Source organism: Microcoleus sp. ARI1-B5 (assembly GCF_036705795.1).
Lineage (GTDB): Bacteria > Cyanobacteriota > Cyanobacteriia > Cyanobacteriales > Microcoleaceae > Microcoleus.
This window is the reverse complement of record NZ_JAUBVK010000029.1, coordinates 24,174-46,740: the sequence shown is the minus strand read 5'-3', so window position 1 is coordinate 46,740 and position 22,567 is coordinate 24,174. Positions and strand designations below refer to the sequence as shown.

The following is a 22,567-nucleotide window of genomic DNA, read 5'->3' as shown; positions in this document are numbered from 1 at the left end:
AGCGAGTTGGAATCTTTGCAGCATCAATTCGGCGAAAAAGAACATTGGGCCAACGAATTGCAGCAGCAACTAGCCTCTAAGTCGAGCGATTTGGAATCTTTGCAGCATCAATTCGGCGAAAAAGAAAGTTCGATCGCATCTTTACAGCAGCAATTAGCCGACAAGCAAAATCTCGAAAGCCAATTGCAGGAAACTGTATCGAAGTCGAGTTACGAAGCTTTGCAGCACCAGTTAGCAGAAACGTCAAGTACGATCGGCAACTTGCAAGTTCAACTGACCGAGTTCCACTCTCTAAAAGATCAATTGAGCCAGAGTGCTGCGAAACAGCGAAATTACGAGGCTTTGCAGCAACAGTCTCAAGAACAGCTAAGAACCATCAAAGCTTTACGGGAACAGCTAGCTCAAATGCAAGCTGTGGCTGGGATTGGCGAAGCTTATCTCAACAAGTGGCGCCGTCCCTGATTCTAATACCATTTCGTGAAAGTTTACCCGAAAGACCGCCAGGGACTTAAGTCCCTGGCTAATAGCAGAAGTCCTCTGAAGAGGACTCAGGAGTTCTTTAGTTGTATGCAAGAGTCGTCTTCCATACAACTAATCAGTTCTTCAGTCCTCTTCAGAGGACTTTCACTTTGAGGCAGGGACTTAAGTCCCTGCCGGAGTGTGGGTGTAACTGGAGAAGCTTTTTATTCCAAAATATGAGCATAATATTAAGAAATATTACAATAAATAAATTATGATGAGCGATCGCACTCCTCGGAGCAAATCCAGTCCAGCAGACACCAAGGGCCGCGTCACGGTAATTGGGGCCGGCATCGGCGGGCTGACAGCAGCAGCCCTGCTCGCCCGCAGAGGATACAAAGTGCTAGTCTTAGATCAGGCGATCGTCCCCGGAGGATGCGCTTCCACCTTCAAACGCAAAGGCTTTACCTTCGATGTCGGCGCCACGCAGGTTGCAGGATTGGAACCCGGAGGCATTCACCACCGAATTTTCTCAGAATTAGAAATAGAACTTCCCCCCGCCACACCCTGCGATCCCGCTTGTGCGGTATTTTTACCGGGAGAAACGACACCGATTAGCGTGTGGCGAGATCCGCAAAAGTGGCAGGAAGAAAGACAGCGGCAGTTTCCCGGAAGCGAACCTTTTTGGCAATTATTGTCTGCATTGTTCCAAGCTAGCTGGAAATTTCAAGGGCGCGATCCAGTTTTACCGCCGAGAAACTTCTGGGATTTCTGGCAATTAATTCAAGCAGTTCGCCCCGATACTTTAATTACTTTGCCTTTCACTTTTATGACGGTGGGAGATGCTTTGCGGCTGTGCGGGTTGGGCGACAATTTGCGCTTGAGAACTTTTCTGGATTTGCAGTTAAAATTGTATTCTCAAGTTGATACCGAAGAAACGGCGCTGCTTTACGCGGCGACGGCTTTAGGAGTTTCGCAAGAGCCGCAGGGATTGTATCATTTACAAGGAAGTATGCAGGTGTTGAGCGATCGACTCGTAAGCGCGATCGAGCTTTACGGCGGCAAAGTTTTGTTGCGGCATACCGTTGAAAGTATTGTCACCACAAACGGCCAAGCTACGGGTACAGTGATTCGCAATCAAAAAACAGGCGAAGTTTGGACAGAAACTGCCGATCGCATTGTTGCCAACGTGACAGCGCAAAATCTAGTAAAATTGATGTCAAGCGAGCCTGTTTTAGAAACTTTAACAGATAATTCCGAGACAACAAACCAACTGCCAAATCAAATGGCAGGCTACAAATATCGAGTTGATAAATTGCCGCCCGCATCCGGCGCATTTGTGATATATTTAGGAGTGCATGAAAGTGCAATTCCAGCAAATTGTCCGCCGCACCTTCAGTTTCTCTACGATTACGACGGCGAGATTGGGGAGAATAATTCATTATTTGTTTCTGTCAGCCATCGGGGCGACGGCCGAGCACCGCAGGGTATGGCGACAATAATCGCTTCGTCTTTTACTGATACTCGAATGTGGTGGAATTCCGCTGATTATGAAGGATTGAAGCAAAAATACGCTGAAGGGGCGATCGCCCGTTTGAGCGAATACTTCAATTTGACGCCCGAAAAAATTGTACACCAAGAATCAGCAACGCCTCGCACCTTTGCCCGCTACACAGCGCGCGATAGAGGCGTTGTAGGCGGCATCGGCCAGCGAATACCAACCTTCGGCCCCTTCGGATTTGCCAACCGCACGCCAATTAAAAACCTCTGGTTAGTCGGCGACTCCACCCATCCGGGAGAAGGAACTGCCGGTGTTTCCTATTCTGCTTTAACAGTCGTGCGGCAGATGGAGGCTGAGTTTTGATCGCAGATCCGACAGCGGTTGAAACCGCGTCTACACGAACGAAGATCCGACGGCGGTTGAAACCGCGTCTACACGAACAATGTCCGCCGGACGGCGACTGAAGAAAAAGACGGCGGTTTCAACCGCGCCCGTCTTGAACCCGCTCTTCTAGGGTTTCGTCTGTATCGACGCGGTTTCAACCGCGCCCGTCTTCTATATTTGTCGATCGCACCAACCCAAAAAAACCTCAGCCTGCACCAGCAAACTGAGGTCAGATAGCGACAGGTAGAAACCTGTCGGCTACAGTCTATGACTACTTGATAGCAATCTTTGCGCCCACAGCTTCAAGCTGCTTCTTCAGTTCTTCAGCAGCTTCCTTAGCAATAGCTTCCTTAACTGCCTTCGGTGCGGCTTCTACCAAGTCTTTCGCTTCCTTCAGACCCAAACCGGTAATCGCCCGGACTTCCTTCAGAATTGCGATTTTCTTGTCAGCAGGAACTTCTTCCAGAATCACGCTGAATTCAGTTTGTACTTCTTCTGGTTCAGCAGCAGCAGCCGGAGCGCCCATCATCATCATGCCGCCGCCTACAGCAGCAGCGCTGACGCCGAAAGCATCTTCAATTTGCTTGACCAATTCAGAAGCTTCGAGCAAAGTCAGAGTCTTCAGTTTTTCTAAGATTTCGTCAGTTGCAGTAGACATTTTTTGAACTCCTAGTTCGATTTTAGATTTTGGATTGTGGATTTGGGATTTGCGATCGTTAATTATTAGTCTGTTGTCTCCATTCGTCAGCGTGTCAATCAACACCAATGACTAAAGACTAATGACTAAAGACTAATGACTAATGACTAATGACTAAGCAGTTTATGCTTCTGCTTCTGCTGTTGCTTCTGCGGGTGCTTCTGCTGCATCGCCGTCTTTTTCAGCATAAGCTTTGAGACCGCGCGCGATCGAAGTTGGAACTTGATTGATACCCACAGCCAACTTGGTTGCGACACCGTTGATAGCGCCAGCAATTTGAGCCATGAGTTGTTCCTTCGACGGCAGATCCGCTAATGCTTTAACATCAGCTTCTTTCAGCACCCGTCCTTCCATCACGCCGCCGCGAAGTTCAGTCTTCTTAGAGACTTTTTGGAATTCTTGGTAAGCTTTAATCGCGCCGCCAATATCTTCTTGCACGAACATAAATGCCGACGTACCTGTCAGCAATTCCTGTATCGGCTGCCATGTTTCATTGCCTTCAACAGCAATCCGCATTAGCGTGTTTTTTGCCACTTGGCAACTGCTGCCTTTCGGACGCAAACGCCGCCGCAAATCTGTGATTTCAGCAACAGTTAAGCCTTTGTAGTCGATCGCGATTACCAGTTGAGATTCGCTCAAGGTTTGCTTGAGGTCTGCAATAATCTCATTTTTTACTGCTAAACTTTTGCCCATACTTATTTCACCTCCTTTTAGGATCTCAAACTGCCAATCAAAAACCCCAACCTTATAGCCGGGGCAGAGAATTAAAAATTAAGAATTAGGAATTAAAAGATAGAACTTTTTAATTTATTTTCTTGACTTTTTATTTCTTCAGCCTCGGCAGGAAATTAAGCACTCGGCACCTGCGGTCTTCAGCTTATTGATTTTTGATTAGGCTATCACCATCCGGCAGACATTAGCAAGGGTATGGAGCAAATCTCGCGAGAGATTTACACAGACAGCCGAAGCTGTCTTTTACCTTCTGCCGAATGCTCAATACTTTCTAAGCAGCATCAAGTTTGGTATCGCGCAGGGCACTGATATCGACTTCGATAGACGGGCCCATGGTTGCGGATACGTACAAACTGCGCCAGTAGCGACCTTTCGCGCCCGAAGGACGGTTGCGGTCAACAGTTTCTTGCAAAGCATGAAGGTTGACCAGCAAATCTTCCGCTGAGAAAGCTGCCTTGCCAAACATAACATGAACGATGCCTGTGCGATCGGCACGGAATTCTAGTTTACCACCTTTGAATTCGTTAATCGCCTGAGCAATGTCAGCCGTCACCGTGCCGCCTTTCGGAGAAGGCATCAAACCGCGCGGGCCCAACAACCGACCCAATTTTGCCACCAAAGGCATCACATCTGGGGTAGCAATCAGACAATCGAAGTCCATCATGCCCTTTTGAATTTCTTCGATCAACTCTTCAGAACCAGCAATATCCGCGCCGGCATTCAGAGCTTCTTTAACTTTTTCGCCCTTAGCAATCACCGCAATTCTGACTACTTGACCAGTGCCTTTTGGCAGCGATACAGTTGTCCGCAACTGTTGGTCAGTATATTTCGGGTCAATTCCCAAACGGATGTGAGCTTCAGCAGATTCGCCAAACTTGGCCGTTGCTGTTTCTTTCAAAAGTTGCAGAGCTTCCAGCGGTAGGTAAGGTCTCTCTTCAACTTTCTTTTGAAGTTCTTGCAGTCTTCTGGATACTTTCTTTGCCATTGTTATCTCTGGGGTCAGTCGATTTTAGATTTTAGATTTTAGATTTTAGATTGAACCGATCGGACAATCTTAAAATCTACAACTTTTCGATTCCTAGCGAAGTATTACTTCTCCCCCTGAACCGATTTTAGATTTTAGATTTTAGATTTTAGATTGAACCGTTGCGGTTTTTTCACAAATCTAAAACATTTGCGATTCCTAGCGAAGCTTTGCTTCTCCCCCTGAATCGACTTTCGATTTTGGATTTTCGATTTTGGATTTTAGATTGAACTTATCAGCCGATCGTTGCCAATCTAAAATTTTTCCGATTCTGACGATTGATTGCCGCCAACTGCCAACTGCTTTCGGAGTCAACTGTCAACTGTCAACTGTCAACTGTCAACTGTCCGCGATCGCCACGCCCATGTTTTTAGCTGTTCCCGCTACAATTTTCATAGCAGCTTCAACATCATTAGCGTTAAGGTCAGGCATCTTAGTTTCAGCGATTTCTCGCAACTGAGCCTGTGTGATTGTCCCTACTTGCTTGCGATTTGGTTCACCCGAACCCTTAGCAATGCCAGCAGCTTTTTGAATCAAAACCGAAGCCGGGGGGGTTTTGAGAATAAACGTAAAACTGCGGTCTTCAAAAACCGAAATTTCTACCGGAACCACGAGACCTGCTTGGTCTGCGGTTCTAGCATTGTACTCCTTGCAAAACATCATGATATTGACGCCGTGCTGACCCAGAGCCGGGCCGATCGGAGGAGCTGGGTTGGCTTTTCCCGCTGTAATCGCCAACTTAATTACTGCAACAACTTTCTTTGCCATTAGTTAGTTCTGTTTCTGAACCTGATTGAACTCTAATTCTACAGGCGTATCGCGCCCAAAAATCGAGAGTAAAACTTTGAGCTTGTTCCGTTCCGGGCTAACTTCAATCACATCACCTTCAAAATCCTTAAATGGCCCGGAAAGTACCACAACGTGGTCTCCAGCAGACATCGATACTTTGACAACCGGTTCTGATTCCTGAGCGTTTCTGAAGATCCGTTCTACTTCCGAATGACTCAGAGGTAGCGGTTTGACGTGACCCCTGCCGCGCCCGTAGCGGCGTTTCTGCTCGGCCCCGACAAAATTAATTACATTCGGGGTATTTTTGATCACCTGCCACGTATCCTCGTCCATAAACATACGGATGAGTACGTAGCCAGGGAAGATTTTCTCATCTGACTGCCGCCGGGAACCGTCTTTGCCGACTTTTATCGCCGGAGTTTGCGGAATTTCGACTTGAACGATGCGATCGGCAACATCCAAAGTTTGAATCCGCTGATCCAAGTTTGCCTTCACGCGCTTCTCGCAGCCTGAGGCCACCTGAACAGCATACCAGCGAGCATGAATCTCCGGCACATCTGGCGATGCTGCCTGTCCCGTCGCTTCTGTGGAATAATCAGATTCTTCTGATGCAAAAGTCATGGCCCAAACACCTTTCCTGCGCCCCAGTTAAAGAAGTTATCCACCAAATAGATCAGGCTGGCTGAGAGGATTACCATCAAAAGCACGGCCAAAGACTCGCTAATTAGCTGCTGGCGGCTCGGCCAGACCACTTTATCGAGTTCTTCTCTAGTTTCCTTAAAAAAACCCGCAGGATCGAACCCCGGCGCAGTCATTTCTTGAGTTTCTTGAGCTTCGTCTTTTTTCGCCACGATCGAATCCCCCTTGCGATTTCAGATTTTAGATTTTAGATTTTAGATTTTGTGAGTGGCGATCGGCTCTTTGATTTTTTGACACTAACCACTTACGCCCAAGTCCAAAATCTCAAATCGAAAGCCAGCACTTTTTTACAAGCTCAACCCATCTAACGGTGTATGTGCCGATCGCCCAAACAGACGATCGAGAAGCAACACCGAGCATTTGTTGATGGCCTTTGTTGCGAACCGCCCACAAAAATTAATTCTACCCGAAAGTCTGCGGTTTCGGCTGTTTCGGGCCAATTATCCGGGCGCTTTCGGGCAGAATTAAAATTTTGGTGATTCAGCGCGCCCTGGAGGACTTGAACCCCCGACATCAGGTTTTGGAGACCTGCGTTCTACCAACTGAACTAAGAGCGCACAGGTGAGGTTGCTGATTCGCTTAACCTCTAGATTTCTATTTTAACACAGTGCGCTCGGAAATGGGAAACTTTTTTTTAAATTTTTCAATTTCCCATTTTCTCTCTCACCAAGAGGAAGCTGGGTGCATTCCTACAGTCCGCGATCGAACCGCTGTTTGACGCGAGTAGCTTTGCCCACGCGATCGCGCAGGTAGTAAAGTTTAGCTCTGCGGACTTTACCGCGGCGCATGACTTGGACAGTTGCGATGCGGGGCGAGTGAATCAAAAACACCCGTTCCACGCCGACGCCCTGAAACACGCGGCGCACGGTGATTGTTTCATTAATGCCGCCGTTGCGCATAGCAATCACAGTCCCTTCGTAGGGCTGAACCCGTTCTTTGGAACCCTCTTTAATTCTCACGCCGACGCGCACGGTGTCGCCTACGTAAATTTCGGGGAGCTGTTTATTTAGTTCTACCTTGACTCTATTTATTTCTTCCGTCTCGATGGAACGGATTATTTCTGCGCCTTTCATGGGATTTTCCAAAACTCACAATCCCTTATCATATATCGAACTGCCAGATTTATGTCAAAAAACTTCTATGTTAAATACCTCCTTGGTCGTATTTCTGCAACTCGGGGCGATCGCAGCACTAGCCTTGTACGTCGCCGCCAACTTGGGGGCCAACGATGTCGCGAACTCCATGGGGACATCGGTAGGCTCGAAGGCGCTAACGCTGCGGCAAGCAATAATTGTTGCAGGGATACTGGAATTTTCCGGCGCAGTGCTGTTCGGGCAAGGAGTTTCCGAAACTCTAGCAACAGGAGTTGTGAATGCAGAAGTGTTCGCAGACAAACCGCAACTATTTTTAATCGGGATGGTGTCAGTGCTAGCAGCTTGCGGCTTGTGGCTGCAAATCGCTACCAGTCGAGGTTTGCCGGTTTCTTCATCTCATGCAGTGGTGGGCGCGATCGCAGGTTTTAGCTGGGTAGCCGCCGGAATTCATGCGGTTGATTGGCCGATTATCGGCAGGATTTCGTTAACTTGGGTGGCGACACCTTTTGCTAGCGGTGTTTTAGCTGCACTATTTTATAGTGGGGTGAAGCATTGGATTCTCGATCGCCCCGATCCTTTATTTCAACTGCGCGAGTGGATACCTTGGCTGAGTGCAGCGCTGCTGAGCGTATTTGGGATAATTGTACTGCCTTCTGTTGTGGATGTCGCTTTGGTGCAGACAGGGGCGATCGACTTCGCGCGCGATACATTTGGCTGGAATCTGCCAATTCACGATATTGTGATTGCTATCGGCAGTATTGGGGCGATCGGGCTTTCGCTCAATAGCTGGAAAAAATTAGAGAAGGAAGGTTCGGCAGCGGATTTTGTAACGGATGTAACGGATGTAACGGATAAACAAGAGGGAATATTTTCCCCCTCTCCCACTCCCCCCCTCTCCCCCTCTCCCACTCCCCCCCTCAGACATTCTTCGATCGAGCAACAAATGGCGAGATTTCAGGTGTTGAGTGCTTGTTTTGTGGCATTTGCGCACGGTTCAAACGATGTAGGGAATGCAGTTGCGCCTTTAGCTGCGATCGCCTACATCCAGCGCACAGGTTCCTTTCCCCTAGAGGATTTCAGTGTTCCTCTGTGGATTTTAGTCCTTGGAGGCGCAGGAATAGTCATCGGCTTAGCCATCTGGGGCAAAAAAGTCATCGCCACAGTCGGCGAAAACATCATCCAACTGCAACCCAGCGGCGGATTTTGCGCGGAATTAGCCACAGCTACCACAGTATTATTAGCATCCCGTTTGGGTTTGCCGGTTTCCACATCCCACGCTTTAGTCGGTGCAGTTGTTGGAGTCGGGCTGATTAAAGGTTGGAAAACAGTACGTTGGCAAACTTTGCAGTCAATTGCTTCGGCTTGGGTGGTGACAATCCCGATCGCCGCGGGTTTGGGTGCTAGCATTTTTAGCATCGCCCAATGGATTGCGCGATTTTAGATTGAAGCATTTCATAACAGTCAACAGTCAACAGTCAACAGTCAACTGACAACTGTCAACTGACAACATACTAATCTTTCTGATTGCCTCGATTGGGATAAACTCGCGAAGGCAGCAGTTTCCAAGCCGCAGCATCCGCACCCCAGTTGCGAAAAATCTTCACAGACGCGAAAATTTGAGCGAAACGCCAATTATAGCAACGCTTCCAGTCAGCGGGCCACTGGGCGGTTTCGTCGGCTGCTTGCAAAGCTCGGACTTCGGCTTCGAGTGCTTCAGCGTGACGCTGCAGTATGATTTCTAGTTGCACAAAGTGTTCTTCGGGCGATCGCAATTTTTTGACATCCTAACTACAAACGTGATAACGGTGATTTTACCGGACATCAGATTGCCCACTTCACTAATAGCAATGGAGAACATCAAACCCGGTTTCTGAGCACAAGCAAGCCCAACGGCCGCTCAATCACTTAATTTCTTCTCCAAACAATGCTTTAGCTGTCGAGCCAGCACCTCCACACAGGGCTTTCTCATCATAGTCAGGTGATTCCCCGGAACTCGAATCACCTCTACTTGTTCCGTCGTTAATTTGCTCCAGCCAAGAGTCGGATCTTGATGGCTCGTGCTCAGCTTTTCCCCCGATCTAAACAGAGTAATTCGGTGCGGATAAACTTTCGGTACATAGCTGAGAGTTGCTTGACTGTTAGCCTGAAATACAGTAAACATCGAGGGAATTGCCAGCTCGCGCCAGCTTTTTTCCTTTGACTCCTGAGATAAAATGCTAACCATAACCGCCTGTTTCCAATTCCAGCGCTGCCAAAAATTAGCTACCCAATTAAGCAGCTTATTTAATTTCGGAAACCGCGCCGCAATACCGCCAAATTGCACATTTTCCGCAGCAGCACCCAAGCGAAAATAATCGACTACAAAAGGCCAGATAGAGCGCGAAACAGTAGTCACAATAAACTTGCAACCGTCCCAAAAAGAAGGTTTGTTAGCAGCAACCGGCGCCAAAAGATCCAGCACAGCAAGCAAAGCCACTTCATCCCCCGCTGCGAGCAACTGTTGAGCCATCTCAAAAGCCACCAAACCGCCAAAAGACCAGCCTCCTAAAAAATAAGGCCCTTTTGGTTGAACTGTACGCAAGGCTGCGATGTAGTCAGCCGCCATGTCTTCAATGCGAGTTAGCGGAGAACTTTCGCCGTCAATCCCTTTAGGTTGCAGCCCGTAAAACGGTTGATTTTCTCCTAGCTGAAATGCTAGCTCGCAATAAGGAAATACGACGCCAAAAATGGGATGGACGCAGAAAAATGGCGGATTTTTTCCGCGCGGTTTAATTGCCACTAAAGGCGACCATTCCCGAGAATTTGTTCCTGAATCTAGCGAATCTGCTAAACCTTCAATTGTCGGATTTAGAAACAGAGACGACAGCGGCAACTCGCGCTCGAATTGCTGGTTAATCTCATTAATCAGGCGGATTGCTAGCAGGGAATCTCCACCCAAATCGAAGAAGTTGTCGCGAATACCAACGGGTTCGGTGTTGAGGATTTCTGACCAAATTTGGGCGAGGGTTGATTCGGTTGGCGTGCGAGGTGCAATGCAGCTTTTATCTGTTGAATTGCTAGTGAGATTTCCCAGTGTTCTTAGGCGCCGGCGATCGATTTTGCCGTTGGGAGTTAGGGGCAGAAATGCGATCGCCACAAACGCCTGAGGAATCATGTAAGCGGGCAGCTTTTTCCGGAGAAACAAGCGCAATTCCAAGGGATTGAGCGCCCGATCGCGATCGGGGACGACATAAGCAACTAAGCGCTTGTTTCCCGACAAGTCATCTTCAGCAACCGCCGCTGTTTCTTTGACTGCTGGATGCTGAATTAGCAGCGCTTCAATCTCTCCCAATTCTATGCGATAACCGCGAATTTTTACCTGTGCGTCAGTGCGTCCTAAAAACTCAATATTGCGATCGGGTAAATAGCGAGCTAAGTCACCTGTTTTGTAAATTCGTTCTCCTGCTTTCTGGCTAAACGGATTAGGAATAAAGCGCAGGGCGGTTAATTCGGGGCGCTTCAGGTAGCCTCGCGCCAAACCAGCACCGCCGATGTACAATTCACCGGGAATTCCCACGGGTACGGGCTGTAAATTTTCATCTAAAATATACAGTTGAGTGTTCGCAATTGGGCGGCCGATTGGCGGTTTTTTGCGTGAAGCGAAGCTATCCCGCAGGGAATCGCCAATTTCAGCAAAACTCGACCAAACAGTCGCCTCTGTAGGGCCGTAAGCGTTAAAAAATCTGCGCCCAGAAGCCCAGCGTTTTACCACATCCTGGGAACAGGATTCGCCAGCACAGATAATTGTTTGCAGTGCGGGAAGTTCGGCGCTTGGAAGCACAGCTAGCAGCGAAGGCGGGAAGGTAGCGTGGGTAATCGCATTGTCCTGCAAAAATTGGATTAATGTTGTTCCCGCCAACAAAGATTCTTTCTTGGCACAGTAAAGTGTTGCTCCGGTTCCCAAGGCCATGACAATCTCAAAAATTGAAGCATCAAAACTCTGGGAGGCGAATTGCAAAACGCGGTGATTTGAATTTAAGTTAAAAGCTTCTCTTTGAGCTAAGGCTAAATTGTAAAGTCCGCGATGTTCGATTAAAACGCCTTTGGGTGTTCCGGTTGAACCGGATGTATAAATTACGTATGCTAGGTTTTCTGGTAGGATATTTGTAGTTAAGTTAGCTGGGCTTTGTTGGGCGATAATTTCTGCGTCGGCGTCCAAACAAACTACTGAATATTCCCCCTGAGTTAAGTTTTTTGCTAAGTGCTGCTGAGTTACCAAAATCGACACGCCAGCATCTTCTAACATGAAGTTAACGCGCTCTTGAGGATAATTTGGATCTAAAGGCAGATACGCTGCGCCTGCTTTGATAATGCCTAAAATTCCGACGATCGCGTCTAAAGAACGTTCTACACAAAGACCAATTAAAACTTCGGATTTGGCTCCCAATTGCTGCAAGTAACGTGCGAGTTGGTTGGCTTTGCTGTTGAGTTGGCGGTAGGTTAACTGCTGGTTTTCAAAGACGGCGGCGACAGCATCGGGTTCACGCTCGACTCGCTCTGCAAATAGCTGATGGAAACATTGATTTTGCGGATAATCTCTCTGAGTGTCATTCCAATCAATTAATAATTGCTGGTATTCTGGCGCTGTCAGCAAAGCCAAGTCGCTGAGGCGCTGTTGGGGATTAGCAACAATCGCTGACAGCAGCGTTTGAAAATGTCCCGCCATCCGCGCAATTGTGGCGCTATCAAATAAGTCCGTACTGTAGATAAATTGCCCGTGAATGCTTCCTGCATCTTCCCACAAGTTGCACTCTAAATCCAGCTTGGCGGTTCCCGCGTCAAAGTCGATCGCCCTAAAAGCAATTCCCGGCAATTCCAGCGCTGCTACAGGGGTGTTTTGCAGGCTGAAACTAATTTGAAACAGGGGATTGCGGCTCAACTCGCGATCGGGGTGCAATTCCTCAACCAACTTCTCGAAAGGCAAATCTTGGTGCGCGTAGGCTGTCATGGCGACGTTTTTTACCCGATGCAATAGTTCCCGAAAAGTTGGGTTTCCCGATAAATCGGCGCGCAGCACTAAACTGTTGACAAAAAAACCGATTAATGCTTCTATTTCGCTCATGTTGCGATTGGCGATCGGCGTTCCTACTGCAATATCTGCTTGTCGTGTATAGCGGTACAGCAAAGTTTGAAAAGCGGCCAGCAGGGTGATAAATAAAGTCGCGCCTTCTTGCTGGCTCAACGACTTTAGTGCCTCGCTCAAAGCAGGTGATAGCGCGATCGATTGTTTAGCGCCCCGGTAGGATGGAACGGCAGGCCTTTGCTTGTCTGTCGGTAGATCGATCGCGGTAATTCCCTTTAACTGCTTGCGCCAATAAGCTAACTGGGTTTCTAATACATCGCCCTGCAAGTATTGGTGCTGCCATTCTGCAAAGTCGGCGTACTGCAAGGGCAGTTCTGGCAAAGGCGATCGCCCGTTTTTAACAAATGCCGTGTAGAGCGTTCCCAGCTCTCGAACTAGCACTCCAATCGACCAACCATCAGCCACAATATGATGTAAATTCAGCAACAAAATATGTTCCGTTTCACCCAGTTGTAACAGCGTTATTTTAAATAACGGCCCGGCGGCCAAATCGAAAGGACTTTGCGCGGCATCAGTTGCGAGTTGCAGCGCTGCGGTTTCCTGCTGAGTGGGCGAGAGATTTTGTAAGTCGATTGTGGGAAGGGATACTGTGAGAATTGGAGCAATAATTTGCACGAGTTCCCCTTCAAACATCCCAAAAGTAGTGCGCAAACTTTCGTGCCGCTGCACAATTTCATTAAAGGTTTGCTCTAACGCCATTAAGTTGAGAGAACCTGTCAAGCAAAGTGCGGTTGAAACATTGTAGAAAGGATTGCCCGGTGCTAATTGATTGAGGAACCAAAGCCGCTGCTGAGCAAACGATGCGGGGAAGACAAAAACTTCTGTTTCTTGCTGCATATTTATCGAAATTGCACCCTGTTCAACAGCCATCGTTTTTATTTACTTTCTCGATTAAAAGATGATAGCTTCCGCCGCCGACTATCGCGCGAAATCGGCACTAAAGCCGGAATTTCACTTTTAGCATTTTTGTCCTTTAAACTCTCAACAACCTCAGACAATTCTCCGATTGTGGGTGCTTCAAAAACGCTGCGCAAAGGTAACTCTATCCCGAAAGCATCTCGCACTCTCGAAACAAGCTGAGTCGCCAGCAGCGAATGGCCTCCCAATTCAAAGAAATTGTCCCGGATACCCGCTCGCTTTATCCCCAAAACCTCAGCCCAAATTTTTACTAAAGCTTCCTCAACAGAAGTCCGAGGCGCAACATAACCGCCAGCCCATTCTAACTTAACCGGCTCCGGTGCAGGCAAAGCGAGCCGATCGACCTTTCCGTTAGCCGTCACAGGTAGCGACTCCAGCACAACAAAAGCCGACGGAACCATATATTCCGGCAGTTTTTCTGCTAGATAAGCCTGCAACTGTGGCACTAATTTCCGCGCTGCTTTAGCTTGTAAGGGATTGTTAGCATAAGAGCGCCAAGGACGCAAGTTATCGCTTCTGGTTTCTCGCACAAAATCTCTGGTTTCGCCCCGTGCAAACACTACATCGTAGCGCCCTTCACTGTCGGAATTAGACCAAGCAATATTAACATTATACGGAACTTCCAAAGCATACCACGCTTCGGGATCTACTCCTAAATCATCGAGTTTTTCCAGGGCTTTTTGCAACTGACCGGCTGTTGCAAATTTATCGACAACTGACAGCAATTCTGCCGCCTTAACTGCTGCAGTTACCCGCGCATTAGGCACATTAGCAATTCTTAAAACATCGAGTTGATTTTGCAATAATATTTGTTGCACCTTGGTAACAGTCAGATTCTGATTTTCAGCCGACCAATCCAGCCGTTTCGCTCCCCCCTGCAGAGCTTGAAAAGGGCGGTTCTGAAACTCTATTTTGTCAGAAAAGTTAGAGAGACTTCTTAGCCCCCCTTCGTAAGGGGGGTTGGGGGGATCTTTCTCCGACGCAATATGCAGAATAGCATTGTACCGAAAATCAGTTAACTCATTGTGGTAACTACCGCGAATTAATTGAATCTCTACGCCGCCAATCTGCGGAAAGCGGTGCTGTAATGCGCTAAAAAAATCAGGTGCAATAACTAACTCTGTTTCTTGAAAAATTTGCATTTGTACTCGCTGCTGCAACTGTTCGCCAGCGAGAGAAGGTTCGGCTCGATACAGTTGTACCGAAGCGTGGAAAGCAGCCAGCAACGGCAAGCTGCGGACATCTCCGATGAATATAAAGCCGCCGGGAGCAGTTGCTTTCACCGCACCTTCTAGCACCTGGACGAGATAGTCGATATTCGGGAAATATTGCACGACAGAATTTAGAATTACCGCGTCAAAAGCTGCTGTCTCTATTCCTGCAAAATCAGCCGCCATTTTCTGCAACAGCGTTACATTAGCTAACTGTTGATTGGCCAAGTGCTGCTGAATGTAATTGAGCGAAATTGGTGAAAAGTCTGTGCCGCAATATTGAGTGCAGCGAGGCGCAATTTGGAACAGCATCAAGCCTGTGCCGCACCCAATTTCTAAGACTCGATCCGGCTGCAAAGCTAAAATTTGGGCGGCTTGATTGTTCGCCCAGTCGCGCATCTGTTCTACTGGGATTGGCTGATTCGTATAACTGCTATTCCAGCCGACAATATTGAATGTTGGATCTGAGTCGGTGGCTGGTTGATTGTAGGTTTCATTGTAGAGCATTTGCCACTGCAAAACCTGTTCTGATTGCAGTTGCACGATTTGGTTGGTTTCATTGGCAATGCTATATTCGGCCTTCAGGGCAATATAAGCTACTAAACGTTTATTTCCCTGTGCATCTTCCGAAGCTGTGGCTACAGTTTGCTGCACCGCCGGATGTTGAGTTAATACTGTCTCGATTTCTCCTAATTCGATGCGGAAACCGCGAATTTTTACTTGTTCGTCAATGCGTCCCACAAATTCAATATTGCCGTCGCTGCGGTAGCGCGCTAAGTCGCCTGTTTTGTAAATTCGCTCTCGTGAATTTGGTTGAAAAGGATTGGGAATAAAGCTTTGTGCGGTTAAATCTGGGCGGTTGAGGTAGCCGCGAGCGAGTCCGTTTCCGCCGATATACAATTCGCCAACAACGCCCATTGGTACGGGCTGCAAATATTTGTCTAATATGTAGATTTGAGTGTTAGCAATGGGGCGGCCAATTGTCGGGGCGATGTCTGTTTGCTCTGTTGCAGGAATATAACCGGAAGTTGTGACGACGGTGTTCTCGGTTGGGCCGTAATTATTTACTAGCTTAAATGGATGGGATTTTAAAGGATGTTGTTGCAGTTTTTCGCCGCCTGCGAGCAAGATTCGCAAAGCTGTATTTGGAGGCCAATCTAATAGCAAAACTTTCTCGGCTAAAGGTGTTGGCAAAAAGCTAATGGTGATGGCTTTTGATACTAACCAGTTTTGCAGTTTTTCAGGATCTCGCCTGATGTCATCTTCTGGAAAGTAGATGCTAGATCCGGCGGCGAGATAAGGCCAAATTTCCCACCCGCAAGCATCAAAGCCGATCGCTGCAATTTGCGTGGCTCGCTCGCCCGCTGACACCCCAAACTCTCTTTGATGCCAAAAAACGAGATTTAACAAGCTTCCGTGCTCAATTTCCACTCCTTTCGGCTTTCCCGTGGAACCGGAAGTGTAAATCGCGTAAACCAGATTTTCGGCTGTGGCTGCGCTGGTGGGATTGTCGGCGATTTCTTGGGAAATCATCTCCCAGTCTGTGTCTAGAAAAATAACCCTTGGAGGGTGAATTTTATCATCTGACTGTGTTTCTAAATTTTGCACTTCGCCATCATCCACCAGGGAATAAATTCCCTGGCTCATAGCTGAAGTCGGCTTCAGCCGACTGGAAACTTGTCCTCCTTCAGTCGTCTTTAGACGACTTTCGCTATTAGACAGGGAATTTATTCCCTGGCGGGTAAGCAATACTGACACTTGAGCATCTTCTATCATAAAGCTCGATCGCTCAGCAGGATAGCTCGGATCTAAAATTAAGTAAGCTCCTCCCGCTTTCAGGATACCCAACATCCCCACGATCAGATCGAGCGATCGCCCGCAGCAAAGCCCGACTAAAACTTCCGCCCCAACCCCCATTTTTTGCAAATAATGTGCTAGTTGGTTGCTGCGGAGATTTAGCTCTCGATAGGTGACTCGCTCCTCTCCAAATACCAGCGCCACCGCATCCGGTGTCCGATCGGCCTGCATTTCAAATAGCTGATGGATGCACAAATCTTGCGGATAATCCGCCTGAGTATTGTTGCATTCAACTAACAAATGATAGCCCTCTTGAGCGCTCAAATATTGCAAGTTTGCTATGCGCTGTTCGGGATTTGTCACAATGCTTTCTAACAAAGTTTGAAAATGCCCGATCAGACGGGTAATCGTAGCTTCCTCAAATAAATCGGCGCTGTAAATAACCATGCCGCTGATACCCTCCGAGCTATCAACCCACAGCTTATTGCTGGGCGATTGGTTGCTTCCCGAGCTGTTGGGCGATCGCTCCCACAAATGAAACTCCAAATCAAACCGCGCTGTACCTACATCTAACTGCTGCGGGCTCAGTGTTAATTCTGGCAATTCTAACCGATTCCCCGGCGCGTTTTGCAGCGCAAACGCCACCTGAAATAAGGGATTTTGGTTCAACGCGCGATCGGGGTGCAGTTCTTCTACTAACTTCTCAAACGGCAAATCTTGGTGAGCGTAAGCTCCTAATGCTACCTCTTTGACTCGGTTTAAAAGTTCCCGAAAAGTTGGATTTCCCGACAAATCTGTACGCAAAACCAAACTATTGACAAAAAAACCGATTAATGCTTCTATTTCACTGCGGTTGCGATTGGCGATCGGCGAACCTACAACAATATCTTCTTGCTGCGCGTAATGGTAAAGCAAAGTTTTAAAAGCTGCCAGCATTGTCATAAACAGCGTCACTCCTTCGCGCTGGCTCAACGTTTCTAAAGCCTCGCTCAGTTGTTTTGACAGTTGCAAAAATTGCCTTTTGCCTCGGTAACTTTGAATTGCTGGCCTGGGTCTATCCGCAGGCAAATTTAGCATAGAAATGCCGTTTAACTGCTGTCGCCAGTAAGCAAGCTGCGTTTCTAAAACTTCCCCTTGCAGCCATTCGCGCTGCCATTTTGCAAAATCAGCGTACTGGATCGACAAAGCCGGTAAAGGCGAAGGTTTTTCGCTAGCAAATGCCGTGTAAAGCGCGCCTAATTCCTGAATAAGCACTCCGATAGACCAACCATCGGAGACAATGTGGTGCATATTCAGCATTAGTAAATATTCGGCGTCATCTAACTGCAACAATGTGACTCGCAGCAACAAGTCATTGGACAAATTGAAAGAGCGTTGAGCTTCCTGGGCCGTGAGCCGGTTTGCTTCAGTTTGTCGAGATTCCTTTGGCAAGTTTCGCAAGTCCACTACATTAATCGGGACGTGAAAAGCAGCAGCTATTCTCTGAACGGGTTGCCCCGAAACTACTGCTAAAGTCGTGCGTAAAGCTTCGTGGCGGCGCACAATTTCATTGAAGGTTTGTTGCAGCGCCGAAAAATTGAGCGAACCTGTCAAACGCAATGCTGCGGGAACATTATAAAAAGGATTGTTCGGGACTAATTGGTCGAGAAACCACAAGCGCTGCTGTGCAAAGGAAAGCGGTATATTTCCGTCCCGCCCCATAGGAACAATCGGTGTAGGAGTGAAACTAGAAGTACGATTAGCTGCTTTTAAAAAGGAAACAATTTCGGCTTTTTTATGAGAAATTTCGGAGCGCAGTTCTGGTGTAATAATTCCTTCGGGAGCGTTGCAGCGCAGGATCTCGCCCTCAACAAAAATATTAATATCTAGACTGCGAAGGTAAGATAAAAACTCAACTAACTCCACCCTGACAAAATCTCTGGCATTTGGCGATGAACTCGATATTTTTGGCTCGGGCATTTTGAGTCATCCTGTCATTACTTGGGCAAATCAATCAAAGAAATTCCACCAGCGCACAAGTTAAGAGCTTAACTTACCGCTTGCCGACTGTGGCCTAACCTGAGTATGATTCTGTTTGAATCCGCAACCCAAATTCTACCCAAGGTTTCAGCTTATGCCGTTCATGCCCTTCAATTTCCTGTTCCTATGGCTGGTGGGACTGCTGTCCGTCGGCGTACTTGGCGGAGGTATATACATTCTCTATGAATGGTACATAGGCGAACTTGTAGGGATTTCCTACTTAGTCAGCGGAGTGTTGATGGTTCTTTGGTCTGTTGGTGGCCGCTTTATCAGTTTGCCGCTGTTCCGCCGCCCCGGTGCTGACGAACCGAAGCCGACGCGGACGGGTACGGTGCAGCGGGTAGAGAGGCCTGATGGCACTATTTTACAAGTAGAATTCTACGGCCCAGAGGACGGACAGCCGATTATCCTCTCACATGGTTGGGGGCCGAACAGTATGGTTTGGTATTACGCGAAACGGCAACTAAGCGATCGCTACCGAGTGATTGTTTGGGATCTTCCAGGTTTGGGAAAATCCACTCGACCAAAAAACAGCGACTACTCCCTAGAAAAATTTGCCCGCGATCTCGAAGCCGTCATTGCCATAGCAGGAAATAAACCTGTTATCCTACTCGGACACAGCATGGGCGGCATGATTTCTCTAACATTCAGTCGGCTTTTCCCAGAACTTCTCGGTAGTCGAGTAGCTGGTTTAATTCTGGTAGATACGACTTATACTAATCCCCTCAAAACTGCTATTTTTAGCGGTTTATTACGCGCTTTGCAGAAGCCGCTGCTCCAACCTCTGCTCTACCTCACCATAGCTCTTGAACCGATTATGTGGGGAATGACTTGGCTGAGCTATCTCAATGGTTCACTGTACATCAGTGTAGAAGTATCGGGATTTAAAGGCACTGAAACGCGCGGTCAATTAGATTTCTCAGCTTTCTTATCAGCCTTGGGTTCTCCCGGCGTTCTCGCTCGCGGCACACTGGGAATGCTCAAATTTGACGAAACAAAAACTTTGCCATCAATTGACATTCCTGTGTTGGTGATCTGCGGCGATTCAGATATTGCCACTACGCCCCCAGCTAGCCTGCGAATGAAAGCAGAATTACCTCAAGCAGAGCTAGTTACTATACAGAAAGGAGGACACATGGCATTAATCGAGCATAACCAGAAGTTTGCAGAAGCTGTCAGAGCATTCTGCACTGAAATTTCGTGACTAAAAATGTGACTTAAAATCCTGGGTAGTGGTGCACAAGTAAGGTTTTTCGTTTTCTCAATCCTTATGCAGGCAGGGTTATATCGACTTGCATCATTGCTTTTGCAGGACTACCCTCAGATGTTGGTCAATACAAGGGAAAATCAGCAATGTTTTATGAGCAATCAGAATTCGACGTTCGTTGTGAATGGGGAATGCAAGGAGTTGAAAAGCTTTCTCCAATCAGCGACGTTGTTATCATTATAGATGTGATGTCTTTTTCAACATGTGTAGACATAGCCGTACATAATGGTGCAATAATATTTCCTTATCGTTGGAAAGATGATACTGCTGTTGAATACGCGAGGTTGAAAAATGCTCAACTAGCTAGCTTCAAGCGCCGGTTCTCTGGTCAATTCTCCCTTTCTCCTTCCTCACTTGTTGGTATAGCTGCCAATACTAAGCTCGTTCTACCATCTCCCAATGGCTCAACATTAACGCTTGCAAGTATGGGCAAGCATACTCTGGCGGGGTGTCTGCGAAATTGTTTGGCTGTGGCTGAATATACTGCTCAACTCGGCGGTTCTGTTGCGGTGATTCCTGCAGGTGAAAGGTGGGAGGACGGAACTCTCCGCCCCGCTATTGAAGACTTAATAGGTGCTGGAGCAATTATAAGTTATCTAAAAGGAACTAAGTCTCCGGAAGCACGAGCTGCGCTATCAGTCTTTAAGGATGTTCAACATTGCCTTGATTCTGCGCTATTTAGCTGCTCTTCTGGTAAAGAACTTACCGAGCGTGGTTTTAGTGAGGATGTAAAACTTGTAGCTCAATTCAACTGTAGCAACGCTGTCCCGAAACTTCGAGACGGAGCTTATTTAAATCAAAGCATCATTAATCTCGACATTTAAAATTTTGTTTTCCGGAGTGAGTGCGACCATTTTTCAATATGTATTCAGAGTTGCACTTAGGACAATTCATAAGCTCAAATTTAAGGTAGTTGAAATAGTGAAATTATAACACATTTTCCTTGCTATGCAGGACTACCAAATCCTGTAGGTTCTGGCTGGGGATACCTTAAAATTCGGCGTTGCACAATTTGATATTGTTGAAATAGGATTGATTGAGCGTCTAGGGCGATCGGATTGCCTTCATTATGATATTAAGGCCGATCTGCGTTTGGGTTTGCTGGAGCGTGAGTGTAATCGGCGTACTAGGCGCACCATATTTCAATACGGTTCAGTTAAGGAAAATTGTAGCGAAAAGGTTGGGCGAAGTGAAACGGAGGGTTCCTTCCCTCGGCGCCCAACCTACGCACTGATTCGGTTTACTTCCTAGACCTCTTTGTTACCCTCCCACCTTTAACTGAAAATGCGCTTGACGGCAGGAATACGAGCCAACACGAAATAATCCAACAGCACAACGGTGACGAGTGAAAGTCCTACAAGCGGGAAGGCAATCCCTAAAACAGCAACGATTGCGAGTGGCACTTTCCATCCCTGAACATGAGTGGGCATTGCAGGCGCACCCAGCCAACCCGCCCCTTTCGGACGACGCTGCCACCACATCACCGTACCGCTGACTGAAAGCACAATCACAATTAACGCTGCAAACAACATCAGCAGTTGATTGCTCAATCCAAAATATTTCCCCATATGAATGGAAATTCCCATTTCTACGGCTTTGGGTATTAACCCGTAATCCTTCCACCGCACATCTGCTAACACTTTGCCACTGTATCTATCGATGTGCAGAGTGACTTCTTGCGCCGGATTATTGGGAAATGCCGAAACCGTGTACACACCCGTTTGGGATTCTGGAAAACTAACACTAAATCCAGGGGGTGCGCCTTTTGCTTGGGCTAAAGTTACAACAGAATCTAGATTTACGGACGTACCAGCAGGAGTTCCCCTGATAATTTCGTTGTGTCCTGAATGATGCTTTTCTCCAGGCTTACTAGATTTTGGAATTGGTAATTGCTCTACTGCCCAAGGCACAATTAGATTGCCCTGTTGATTGAGCGAGCCTGTGAGTGTTGTCGATTGAGGCACGTTATCCCACATTTGTGCAGGATAGTGACTCGACAAACGAGCGAAGGTATCTCCCCAAAAACCTGTCCAGGGTAGTCCACTAATGATGAGAAAGCCAATTAGCAATACGCCATAAAATCCCGAAACGGCGTGTAAGTCCCGCCAAAATACCCGCTTATTCTGGCTCCACACACGCGGAATTAATGTTCCTAAAAAATTTACTTTGCCGCGAGGCAACCATAAATATAATCCGGTAATTAGCAAAATCAGTCCCCAACAGGAAGCAAGCTCTACTAAATAATCTCCCAATTTTCCGATCATCAGTTCGCCGTGAATCTTGCGGGCGATCGCTTGGAGATTATTATTTTCATCGCGATCGCCTAAAATCTTAGCCGTATAAGGATTCACGAAAACGGCTAGTGTTCTTTCATCTTTAGTCGCGATCGTCACTTCAGCACTACGATTAGACGCAACGCTCGGCGTAAATTTTGTTACTTTGGCATCAGGATAAGTTCGTTGAACAACTGCCACCTGTTGAGTATAAGGCATCACCACATCCGCAGGCTGCACAAACATATTCTGGTGATACATCGCAGCATCTAATTGCGGTTTAAACAGGTAAATGATGCCTGTGATTGACAAAATCAGCATGAAAGGAATAACAAACAAGCCTGCATAGAAGTGCCATCGCCAAACGGTGCGATAAAAACGATTACTGGGAGGTTCAGCAACCAGTGAAGGGTTCAAAACGCTGTTCAATTTACTCATTGTGGTTTGCTAAAATATCGATAAAAAACCATTATGCTACACAAGTATGAACAATGTCAAAAGACAGGCTGTCAAACAGAGTTGCTGCTTCTGAAGTTTTTAGCCGCCAGTAATCTTGATGAAGATTTATTCAACAGGGAAAG

Annotated in this window: 16 protein-coding genes, 1 tRNA gene, 1 pseudogene and 1 other annotated feature; of the genes and pseudogenes, 5 read left to right on the top strand and 13 right to left on the bottom strand. The window is 47.3% G+C overall.

Annotated elements, in window-relative coordinates:
- Together QUB63_RS28330 and crtD are read left to right on the top strand one after the other, a co-directional pair.
- Positions 1 to 462, top strand: a pseudogene (locus QUB63_RS28330) (CopG family transcriptional regulator); the annotation flags it as partial.
- 271 nt (positions 463 to 733) lie between these two features.
- Entirely contained in the window at positions 734 to 2,323 is a 1,590-nt protein-coding gene (crtD, locus tag QUB63_RS28325; RefSeq protein ID WP_332948703.1) for a C-3',4' desaturase CrtD, read from the top strand.
- A 292-nt stretch (positions 2,324 to 2,615) separates the two neighbouring features.
- Here the strand turns inward: crtD and rplL are convergent, their stop codons facing one another.
- The 8 genes from rplL to rplS form a co-directional block, all read right to left on the bottom strand.
- On the bottom strand, positions 2,616 to 3,002 hold the full coding sequence (gene rplL, locus QUB63_RS28320) for a 50S ribosomal protein L7/L12 (RefSeq protein WP_332948702.1): 387 nt from the start codon (positions 3,000 to 3,002) through the stop codon (positions 2,616 to 2,618).
- Between the two features lie 162 nt (positions 3,003 to 3,164).
- Positions 3,165 to 3,734 (bottom strand): 50S ribosomal protein L10, encoded by a 570-nt coding sequence (gene rplJ, locus QUB63_RS28315; RefSeq protein WP_332948701.1) that lies wholly within the window; start codon positions 3,732 to 3,734, stop codon positions 3,165 to 3,167.
- A 29-nt stretch (positions 3,735 to 3,763) separates the two neighbouring features.
- Positions 3,764 to 3,935 (bottom strand) — a sequence feature (ribosomal protein L10 leader region).
- A gap of 109 nt (positions 3,936 to 4,044) precedes the next feature.
- A complete protein-coding gene (gene rplA / locus QUB63_RS28310; protein WP_332948700.1) occupies positions 4,045 to 4,758 on the bottom strand; it encodes a 50S ribosomal protein L1 in 714 nt (237 codons plus the stop codon).
- A gap of 378 nt (positions 4,759 to 5,136) precedes the next feature.
- The gene (gene rplK, locus QUB63_RS28305; RefSeq protein ID WP_332948699.1) at positions 5,137 to 5,565 is read right to left on the bottom strand and encodes a 50S ribosomal protein L11; all 429 of its coding nucleotides are present in this window, start codon (positions 5,563 to 5,565) and stop codon (positions 5,137 to 5,139) included.
- 3 nt (positions 5,566 to 5,568) lie between these two features.
- A complete protein-coding gene (nusG, locus tag QUB63_RS28300; RefSeq protein WP_332948698.1) occupies positions 5,569 to 6,207 on the bottom strand; it encodes a transcription termination/antitermination protein NusG in 639 nt (212 codons plus the stop codon).
- A complete protein-coding gene (gene secE, locus QUB63_RS28295) occupies positions 6,204 to 6,437 on the bottom strand; it encodes a preprotein translocase subunit SecE (RefSeq protein ID WP_293128199.1) in 234 nt (77 codons plus the stop codon). Before secE ends, nusG begins: the two co-directional genes overlap by 4 nt.
- A gap of 332 nt (positions 6,438 to 6,769) precedes the next feature.
- A tRNA-Trp gene (locus QUB63_RS28290) sits at positions 6,770 to 6,842 on the bottom strand.
- Between the two features lie 132 nt (positions 6,843 to 6,974).
- A complete protein-coding gene (rplS, locus tag QUB63_RS28285) occupies positions 6,975 to 7,358 on the bottom strand; it encodes a 50S ribosomal protein L19 (RefSeq protein WP_332948697.1) in 384 nt (127 codons plus the stop codon).
- 67 nt (positions 7,359 to 7,425) lie between these two features.
- Here rplS and QUB63_RS28280 point away from each other — a divergent pair, with 67 nt between their 5' ends.
- Positions 7,426 to 8,820, top strand: coding sequence for an inorganic phosphate transporter (locus QUB63_RS28280; RefSeq protein WP_332948696.1), 1,395 nt, complete (start codon positions 7,426 to 7,428; stop codon positions 8,818 to 8,820).
- A gap of 70 nt (positions 8,821 to 8,890) precedes the next feature.
- Here the strand turns inward: QUB63_RS28280 and QUB63_RS28275 are convergent, their stop codons facing one another.
- The 3 genes from QUB63_RS28275 to QUB63_RS28265 form a co-directional block, all read right to left on the bottom strand.
- Positions 8,891 to 9,127: a hypothetical protein gene (locus QUB63_RS28275; RefSeq protein ID WP_332948695.1), complete on the bottom strand. Its 237-nt coding sequence runs from the start codon at positions 9,125 to 9,127 to the stop codon at positions 8,891 to 8,893.
- 149 nt (positions 9,128 to 9,276) lie between these two features.
- The gene (locus QUB63_RS28270; RefSeq protein ID WP_332948694.1) at positions 9,277 to 13,371 is read right to left on the bottom strand and encodes a non-ribosomal peptide synthetase; all 4,095 of its coding nucleotides are present in this window, start codon (positions 13,369 to 13,371) and stop codon (positions 9,277 to 9,279) included.
- Positions 13,372 to 13,376: 5 nt separating this feature from the next.
- Entirely contained in the window at positions 13,377 to 18,386 is a 5,010-nt protein-coding gene (locus QUB63_RS28265; RefSeq protein ID WP_332948693.1) for an amino acid adenylation domain-containing protein, read from the bottom strand.
- Between the two features lie 163 nt (positions 18,387 to 18,549).
- Between QUB63_RS28265 and QUB63_RS28260 the strand changes: the two genes are divergently transcribed.
- Positions 18,550 to 19,650, top strand: coding sequence for an alpha/beta fold hydrolase (locus QUB63_RS28260; RefSeq protein WP_332948692.1), 1,101 nt, complete (start codon positions 18,550 to 18,552; stop codon positions 19,648 to 19,650).
- Between the two features lie 149 nt (positions 19,651 to 19,799).
- Entirely contained in the window at positions 19,800 to 20,537 is a 738-nt protein-coding gene (locus QUB63_RS28255; protein WP_332948691.1) for a 2-phosphosulfolactate phosphatase, read from the top strand.
- On the opposite strand, the gene QUB63_RS28250 is transcribed toward QUB63_RS28255, so the two are convergent.
- Positions 20,521 to 20,607 (bottom strand): IS1/IS1595 family N-terminal zinc-binding domain-containing protein, encoded by an 87-nt coding sequence (locus QUB63_RS28250; protein ID WP_332948743.1) that lies wholly within the window; start codon positions 20,605 to 20,607, stop codon positions 20,521 to 20,523. The two genes, QUB63_RS28255 and QUB63_RS28250, sit on opposite strands and share 17 nt — an antisense overlap.
- A gap of 380 nt (positions 20,608 to 20,987) precedes the next feature.
- Positions 20,988 to 22,424: a PepSY-associated TM helix domain-containing protein gene (locus tag QUB63_RS28245; protein WP_332948690.1), complete on the bottom strand. Its 1,437-nt coding sequence runs from the start codon at positions 22,422 to 22,424 to the stop codon at positions 20,988 to 20,990.
- Positions 22,425 to 22,567 lie beyond the last annotated feature (143 nt).